Below are 8,459 nucleotides of genomic sequence, written 5' to 3'. Positions count from 1 at the left end.
GACGTCAGCGCCCCGTACTGAGCTGCTGCTCAAAATCGGGAAGTGCGTATAGCCGTCCATCACCACCTTGATCGCTCGACTCAGCTCTTTCAAGTCGTCAGATTTGGAGATGTAGCCATGGGCCCCAGCGTTCATGCAGCGTTTTGCATAAAATGCCGGTTCAAGTCCAGTCAGCACTAATATTTTACTGGGTAGCCCCAAATCAGTAATTCGACCGATAACGTCCAACCCATCCAGCAACGGCATGGAAATGTCTAACATAATCAGTTCGGGTACATGTTTGCGTGCCAACTGAACGGCATCGACACCGTTATCGGCCTCGGCGATCACCTCAAATTGTGCAGCGGCCAAAACCACTTTGACAGATGCCCGAATAAACGGGTGATCATCTACGACTAACGCTTTGAACATATGAACCTCTTTTCGAGCGACGTACCGCCAATTCAGGACATATGCACTGGCTATTACGCGCGGCCTGATTACCTAAGCGCAGATAACGTTGATGTGCCAACGGCGTCTTTTTAAGATTATTGAAAGCCTGCTACGGTTGAAAACGCTCCATCCAGTTGAAAAAATCCTGATCCTTCATGGGCATCGCCAAGTGAAACCCTTGGCCAAAAGAACATCCGAGGTTAACGAGCGTATCGTTGATACAACGCGTGGCAACACCCTCAATCACAAGGTCCATCCCCAGGGCTTCCGACAGTGCCAGGCTGCTGGTCACTACCGCCCGGCTGCGTGCATCCGAAAGATCCTGTACAAATACCCCATCCAACTTGAGCTGACTGAACGGTAACTGCGCCAACAATCTAAGCGACGAAAACCCCATGCCAAAATCATCAATCGACAAACCACAGCCAAGTCGATGCAGAGCATTGAGATTGTTCAGTACCGGCAGAGGCAGATCGAGCAAGCCCCTTTCGGTCACTTCAAACTTCGAGGCCGTACCGGGCAGCCCTCGTCGCTTCAGCACCGAATCCACATGCGTGAACAACTCATCACTGCTTAACTGCGAGGCCGCCAGATTAAAAGCCAACTGCAACGAAATCCCTCGCGATTTCAGCTTGAATAACAACTCCACACCCTGGTCAAGCAGTTGCTCGAATACCTCGTTGATCAGGCCGTGGCCCAATACTGCCGCCAATAAATCCTTGGGTAACAACAAACCTTGGGTGGGATGATTCCACCGTACCAACACCTCAGCACCAAACAATGTGCCGTCACGTAGGTTGAACTTGGGCTGATACCAGGCTCGAAACTCGGCCTTCTCCAAGCCACGCAACACCTCTTCGCGGGACAGCAAATCTGGGGTCATTGATTTATGGGCCGGCAAGATGTTTTGTGTTTGGACAAAGAAGTTCAATAGCTTTTCGAGCCTGCCCAGCTGCAATGGCTTGTCCAAAACGCCCAGTAATTTGATGCCCGACAATGAACTCATATGAGCAACTGCGCGATAAACATCAGGCTGTAAGTCACTGTATAAAACCGTAGCGCGAACACTTTTCAGCGTCAGGGAAAGCTGCCAGAACTCGACCATATTGAGTGCGCCATCGGCTAGGTCAAAAAAGACAATGTCGATGCTGGTGCCATCCTGCATATGCGCTAACGCTTGCGCTGTGTCATCCGCTACTAAAATGGATCTGACGCCCAAGCGCTGCAGCGCCTTAACCAAAACCCCGCGTTGAAAGACATGGCTCTCTATAATGAGAACGCAATCCGGCTTCATCTCTCACCCTCTTTGATTGAGCGAGAAGATATTGACGTTCTTGAGCACTTTAAGACCGGGGAAAATTCCCTGTGCGACAAGGGAATTTTCACCACCTAGAGGTTAAGCAGCTTTAAATGACCGACGTTTCCACAGTACCGCAATGCCTGCTCAGCCGGCGGTGGTCGTCACTCGACGCCTCTGACGTTGTGACTCGAACCAAATCACCAGCATGAGCAAACTGCCGCCGACGATCAGCAAACTGAGCAGCCAGCCCAGAGTTTCAGCCAACTGAGTGAAGAACAGGGTGTATAACTGGATGATCAAAAACGTCGCGCCATAGCCCATCAACATGCCGAACCGCAGACGCAGACCCACTGCAAAAACGCCAAGACTGAATCCGGCCCAGAGCAGGTTGAACAACAGCAGCTCACTGTCCTCGGCAAAATGCCACGGACCGTAGATCAAATCGTAGCTGCCGAACAACGACAGCAGCCACAAAGCCATCTCGGCAACAAACAGACCACAGGAAATCCACACTTTGGCGAAGCCGCTATAGCGTGCCAATAGCCCTGTCTCACCACGCAGATGCAAGGCCCCCGCCGCTACCAGTACCAGCCCTGCACCAAGAAAGCGCAATGGGTAGTTCATACCGAACCAGTAAGCGCCCCAGCCGGACACATAACCGCTGCGGCCGCCAAACCAGAAAAAAAACAACACGGTGCACAATGTCAGCAACAACACGTTGCCCAACGCATAACTGAGCATCAACAGTATCAGCAGGTCGACCAGCAGCAGCGCCGGCCAGTTACCGGAACCGTCCGAATAGATGATGCCCACTGCAACGCTTACCCCGATCAGACCAAAACCGCCGAGTAGTTCTGCGGTACTGCCCAACATCCGCAAGCCTTTGCCCGGTAACCAACGTCCAATGGCGAAAAGCCCCAGGGTCAGGAGCGACAGGCTGATCGCCAGTTTGGGTAAGGTGAACGTCAGGTGTTCGCGCAGAAACAGCACCAGCCCTGCTGCCACACTGATGGCGCCGAAGGTTAGAAACCAACGCCCAAGTGAGCGCCAGTCCCAGCGAGTCAAGGGGTACAGCTCACCGATGCGGCTGTGAGCGGCTGGATCAATCTGTTCTTCGCGCAGCCACTGATCGAGAGCATTGCGCACCTGTCGATTACGACGACCCAGGCTCATGACCGATCCTCCTTGGCACGCAGCGCCGCACGCTCAAACAGCCACCCCAGGGCAATACCCATCACGCCGGCTGCAATAAAAAAACTCACGACACTCAGGTGATCCCAAGCGTATTCGTAGAAACGCGTGTACAGGTCAATCCCCAGAAACACCACACCGAAACCGATGAAGCTGGGGTGCTTGAAACGAGCGCCTATCACCAACTGGCTGATCGCCCCAAGTGTGAACAGCAGTATCCATAGCGCAGACTCGGACCAGCCGTAACGTTCCAGGCTGAGAAACCATAATGAGCAATTGAAATAGAGCAGTCCGAAAATCACGTACAACCGCCCAAAACCACGGCAGTGGCGCAGCGGCCCTTCTTCCGCATGCTGGTGCCATAACCCCAGGAGTGCTGCCAGCCCGGCGATGACTGCCATGAGGCGCGGGTCTTGGATACCGAAGTCGTACGAACCACCCCCGGTGTAACGCTCCCAGGAGCCAAGCGCGTGAAATACGCACAGCAGCCCCAAGAACAAGGGCCAGCGCAAGTGATAACGGTAGGCCGTGCAAGCACTCAGCACAGCGGTGAGCAGCAGCGCCAATGGGACACGATTCAGCCCGCCATCTTCGTCTTCTATGCCGCCGAGCAACAGGCTGCCACCGATCAGCATCAGGCCGATAGTCAAAATAGCCACCCCGGTCACCGGCATACGCCCGGCAGGATCACGCGCCAAGCGCACACCGCCCCACCACAACGCGACACCCACGATAAAAAACAACAATACACCGAGCGTGACCGATTCACTGAGGTAGCTCACACCGCCCAGGACCGCCATGCCTATCAGCAACACCGAGCCGATACCCAACCATTGCAACACCGTGGACAGCAGTTGACCCGGGCGCTGATAGGGCGCACTCAGCCTCTGCCGGGTAGCGCCGTCGATCAGCCCCCGATGCTGCCAATCAGCAATTTCGTCGAGCATCAATTGCCGGGTCGATTTACTCATGCGGTCAGCCCTGCCTGGGAAATGAAGGGCGAACCGTATTACGGTCCACGCCAGATGTTACGTCTGGCAGAGAATGGCGGGTGTCCCAGAGTATTGTCTACGGGAATTTTCCCGGCCAGCGGATGCCTTCTGCCACTCCATTTTGTGGTTTAGGCCGAATGCACGGCATAACGCACCGCGTAGCCATCCAACCGCTGCTTCAGTTGCTGGTGCTGCGAAACGCTAAGGCTGGGTATACGGATATCCACACGCTGACCATGGCGCTCATCACTGCGCGCATCGACCTGCGCGCCACGAGTGACCTGCCCGACTTCCTCTTCGAACACCCGGCGAATGGCATCCAGGCGCAATGCTGGCTTGAAGGTCTTGCCCACGGCAGTCAACGGAATGTGCTCCACCAGCCAGATGTCTTTCGGCAACGCTGCACGCTCATGGATATGCTGTTGGGCATGCTCCATCAATTTAGCCTCAGTCGCGTGCTCGCCGGCTTTGAGCTGCACATACACCACCGGCAGTTCACCGGCCTTGATGTCGGGCTTGCCCACGGCCGCTGCGAGGGCTACCGCAGGGTGACGATGCAGCGCTTCCTCGATCATCTGCGGATCAATATTGTGCCCCCCGCGAATGATCAAGTCCTTGCTGCGGCCGGTCAGCCAAATGTAGCCATCGGCGTCGATGCGCCCCAGGTCGCCGGTATTGAACCAGTCGCCATCCACCCAAATGCCAAGGTTCTTGTCCGTCTGCAGATAGCCATTGAACACCGTCGGCCCACGCAGGCACAGGGTGCCCGGCTCGTCCGTGGCGGCGTCACGCAGGTAGGTTTCATCACTGTCGAGCACCACGATCTTGACCTGGCAATACGGCAGGCGCAGGCCAATGGAGCCCGGTCGCCGTTCGCCCTCGTAGGGGTTGCAGGCAGTGGCACACGTGCCTTCGGTCAACCCATACCCCTCGATGATGCGCAACCCCGTGCGGACTGCGAACTGGCGGATCAGCTCCACCGACATCGGCGCGGCGCCGCAGAGCGCAAAGCGCAGGCTCGAAATATCATTTGCGTCGGTGGGAACCTGCAGCAGAGCCGCGTAAATGGTAGGCACACCGCTGAAACTACTGACCTGGTAACGCTCCACCAACTTCCAGAAATCCTTGAACAGGGTCGGGTTGCGATACCCCTGGGGGCCAGCAAGCAAGACCTGCACGCCGTGGTGAAAGGCAGCAAGCCCCGAAACCATCACGCCATTGACGTGAAACAGCGGTAAGCCGCACAGCAGCACATCATCCGGGACATAGTGGCCGTGCAACCCAATGATCTCGGCCATCGCCACCTCGTTGAAGTGGGTATGGGGCGCCAGTTTCGGCGTGCCGGTCGTTCCTCCGGTGTGGAAATAGGAGGCGATGTCGCCAGGCTGAATGACACGTCCACTTTCCAAATGGTCCGCCGGGGCGGCGGCGAGAAGTTCGTCGAAGTCCAATACGCCTTCAGGCATCGGGGGACGTTTGGCCTTCACCACACTGCGCTGTGGTTCTGGCAACAGATTGGCCAGGTCGACCGTCACGATGGTCGGAAGCTGTGGTAGCAAATCAGACAATGCGGCCACCTTTTGCCATAAATCGGTACCCGGAAAGGGCCCTAACGTGACCAGCACCGAGGTGTTGGAGGCTCGAATCAGTTCAGCGATGTGCTGTGGTTCCAGCAGCGGATTGATGGCGTTCACAATTCCAGCCGCCTCGCCGCCCCAGATCACAAAGTGGGTCTGCGGCAAATTAGGCAGCAGAAAGGAGACGGCCTGTCCCGGACGCAGGCCGAGACGATGCAAGGCATTCGCGGTTTGCGTGACCTTGGCGAACAGTTCGTTGTAACTGATACGCCAGGGCTGATCCTCGACGCTGCCAGTCGCCAGAAAACACAAGGCCGGCAGGTCGCCAAAGCGCTCGGCCGAACGCTGTAGCAAGGTATAGGTGCTGGTGGGTAGATCACGCTGGGCCAGTGGATATTGTTGTTCAAACGCTTCGATGTCGCCCAACCGGGCGAGGGAAACAGGTACACGCATGTTTTTGGGCCTTTGGATGGACGACGATTTCAGTTTTTAACTATAGGCGCCTGCGGGTGGGTTGTGGGAAACGCCTGTTCGTAGGCTCGACACAGCCGCAATACCTGGTCGTCTGCAAATCTTGCACCAACGACCTGCAGCCCGATGGGTAGGCCCTCATCTGAAAATCCACAAGGCAACGACGCAGCAGGTTGTTGTGTCAGGTTGAAGGGATAGCTGAACGGTGACCATTTCAACCAATCATCCATCCCTGAGCCCGGCGGTACGTCGTGCCCGGCCTCAAACGCTATGATCGGCAACATTGGGCACACCAACAGGTCGTAGCGGGTATGGAAACTGTTCATGTGGGCTACCAGCTCGGCACGCTCGGACTGGGCGGCGGTGAACTGCGCCAGGGTGGTGTGCTGGCATTGTTCCGTAAAGCGCAACAGGCCCGGATCAAGCTGGCTTTTTTGCGCATCGCTCAATTGCCTGGCCAGATCCACGGCTCCCGCATTGACAATGGTTTTGAACAGTTCCAACGGGTTGCTGAAGCCTGGATCAACCGCCTCGACATGCGCACCTAATTGCGCCAAACGTTCAACGGCCTGCGCGACCGAACGGGCAACTTGTGGGTCAACCTGCACATAACCGAAGTTCGCACTGTAGGCGATGCGCAGCCCGCGCAAGTCTGCACGTCCCTGAAGCCAAGGCGCTTGCCGTGGCGCCCCCAGCAACCCGTCCCTGGGGTCAGGCCGGGCCACGGTTTGCAGAAACAACACGGCATCGTCCACGGTACGGGTCATAGGGCCCAAATGGGAGACAAGGGTCGTGGCGCTGGCCGGCCATTGAGGGATATAGCCGAACGTGGGCTTGAAACCGAACGTTCCGGTGAAACCGGCAGGGATGCGAATCGAGCCCCCGGCATCACTGCCCTGGTGCAGTACGCCAAGGTTGAGTGACGCCGCCACTGCCGCGCCACCGGATGAACCACCCGAGGTCATGCGCGCATCCCAGGGGTTGCGGGTGATGCCATAGAGTGGACTGTCGGTTACGCCTTTCCAACCGAACTCCGGGCTGGTGGTCTTGCCCAGGATGACCGCGCCGGCCTCGCGCAAAAACGTAGTGATCGGAGCGTCCTCCTCCCACGGCCCGTCAGCGGATATCACCCGCGAGGCTTTGCGAGTCGGCATGCCACGGGTTGCTGTCAGCTCCTTGATAGACGTTGGCAAACCATCCAGTGCGCCGATGGGTTCGCCCTTGAACCAGCGTTGTTCGGCGGCGCGTGCGGTGTCCAGCGCGCCTTGCGGGTCGGTATAGCAATAGGCATTGACCAGAGGGTTGAACCGTTCGATACGGGCCAATGCATCCTCGGTGACTTCCACGGGCGACAGCCGCCTGGCGCGAAAATGCGCGAGTAATTCAACGGCGCTCATATCCGCAATGGCGGTGTATTGAGTCATGGCGAAATCCTTATGATGTTGTTGCTCCCTGTAGGAGCGAGCTTGCTCGCAAAAACCGTTAACGATGACGCGCGCAGCCAGATTCAACACGGCGGCTTCAAGTTTTTCGCGAGCAAGCTCGCTCCTACAAGGGACGTGATTTCAGCGCAGGTAGTCTTCCACCAGTGCCACCCAACAAGCTGCTCCCAACGGGATCAGTTCGTCATTGAAGTCATAGTGATCGTTATGTACCGAGCAACCATTGAACTCGCCGATACCATTACCCAACCCGAAGTAGCAACCCGGCACGTCATGCAGCATCCAGGCAAAATCTTCGCTGCCCATGGTTTTAAACGTCACGTCTTCCAGCACATTGACAGCACCCAATGCCCGTTTGGCCGCCTCTAGCATGTGCTGGGTTTCCGCAGATGTGTTCACCAGCACCGGCGCGAGCAATTGATAGTCGATATGGGCACTCACCCCGAATGAAGCGGCCTGCCCCTCGACAATGCTGCGAATACGGTGCTCGACAAACTCCCGTACCAGGGGATCAAGAGTCCGCACACTCAACTCCAGCTTCGCCGTCTCCGGAATGATGTTGACGGCCGTCCCGGCATGCACCTTGCCGATGCTGATAACCGCAGAATCGTTAACCCCGATATTGCGCGATACCACTGTTTGCAACGCGCTGATGAGGCTGGCCAATGCTGGAATCGGGTCAACGCTGCGCTCCGGCATCGCGCCATGCCCGCCACGGCCAGTCAATGTGATGCACACCCGTTCGGACGAGGCCATGACCCCACCACTCTTGACGATCGCATGGCCCACCGGGAACCCCGGCATGTTGTGGAAGGCATACACAGCATCGCACGGGAATCGCCGGAACAAGCCATCCTCCATCATGGCCTTGGCGCCGGTCAGGCCCTCTTCATCCGGCTGGAAAATCACATTCACCGTCCCGTCAAACTCGGCGTGCAGCGCCAGTTGTTCCGCGGCGGCGAGCAAGGTTGCCGTGTGCCCATCATGACCGCAGGCATGCATCAAGCCCTCACGGCGGCTGGCCCAGGGCAAGCCGTTTCTTTCAATGATCGGC

General features: G+C 57.1%; 7 protein-coding genes. All 7 read right to left on the bottom strand.

Annotation, left to right across the window (positions count from 1 at the left end):
- On the bottom strand, positions 1 to 411 hold a 411-nt coding region (locus FEM54_RS17520; RefSeq protein ID WP_138452152.1), incomplete at its 3' end, for a response regulator.
- A 130-nt stretch (positions 412 to 541) separates the two neighbouring features.
- Entirely contained in the window at positions 542 to 1,726 is a 1,185-nt protein-coding gene (locus FEM54_RS17515; protein WP_138452150.1) for an EAL domain-containing response regulator, read from the bottom strand.
- Positions 1,727 to 1,876: 150 nt separating this feature from the next.
- Positions 1,877 to 2,905 (bottom strand): hypothetical protein, encoded by a 1,029-nt coding sequence (locus tag FEM54_RS17510; RefSeq protein ID WP_138452147.1) that lies wholly within the window; start codon positions 2,903 to 2,905, stop codon positions 1,877 to 1,879.
- On the bottom strand, positions 2,902 to 3,894 hold the full coding sequence (locus tag FEM54_RS17505; protein WP_138452145.1) for a DUF2157 domain-containing protein: 993 nt from the start codon (positions 3,892 to 3,894) through the stop codon (positions 2,902 to 2,904). Before FEM54_RS17505 ends, FEM54_RS17510 begins: the two co-directional genes overlap by 4 nt.
- Before the next feature lie 149 nt (positions 3,895 to 4,043).
- A complete protein-coding gene (locus FEM54_RS17500; protein ID WP_138452143.1) occupies positions 4,044 to 5,945 on the bottom strand; it encodes an acyl-CoA synthetase in 1,902 nt (633 codons plus the stop codon).
- 29 nt (positions 5,946 to 5,974) lie between these two features.
- Positions 5,975 to 7,387 (bottom strand): amidase, encoded by a 1,413-nt coding sequence (locus FEM54_RS17495; RefSeq protein WP_138452141.1) that lies wholly within the window; start codon positions 7,385 to 7,387, stop codon positions 5,975 to 5,977.
- 141 nt (positions 7,388 to 7,528) lie between these two features.
- On the bottom strand, positions 7,529 to 8,459 hold a 931-nt coding region (locus FEM54_RS17490; RefSeq protein ID WP_138452139.1), incomplete at its 5' end, for an amidohydrolase.

The sequence above is a fragment of the Pseudomonas edaphica genome (assembly GCF_005863185.1).
In the GTDB taxonomy this organism is placed as follows: domain Bacteria; phylum Pseudomonadota; class Gammaproteobacteria; order Pseudomonadales; family Pseudomonadaceae; genus Aquipseudomonas; species Aquipseudomonas edaphica.
This window is presented reverse-complemented; position numbering and strand designations above follow the sequence as displayed.

What these genes read in the sequence shown, in the direction of transcription:
- FEM54_RS17515 (WP_138452150.1), bottom strand. Translation starts at nt 1,726, where the DNA reads ATGAAGCCGGATTGCGTTCTCATTATAGAGAGCCATGTCTTTCAACGC.
- FEM54_RS17510 (WP_138452147.1), bottom strand. Translation starts at nt 2,905, where the DNA reads ATGAGCCTGGGTCGTCGTAATCGACAGGTGCGCAATGCTCTCGATCAG.
- FEM54_RS17505 (WP_138452145.1), bottom strand. Translation starts at nt 3,894, where the DNA reads ATGAGTAAATCGACCCGGCAATTGATGCTCGACGAAATTGCTGATTGG.
- FEM54_RS17500 (WP_138452143.1), bottom strand. Translation starts at nt 5,945, where the DNA reads ATGCGTGTACCTGTTTCCCTCGCCCGGTTGGGCGACATCGAAGCGTTT.
- FEM54_RS17495 (WP_138452141.1), bottom strand. Translation starts at nt 7,387, where the DNA reads ATGACTCAATACACCGCCATTGCGGATATGAGCGCCGTTGAATTACTC.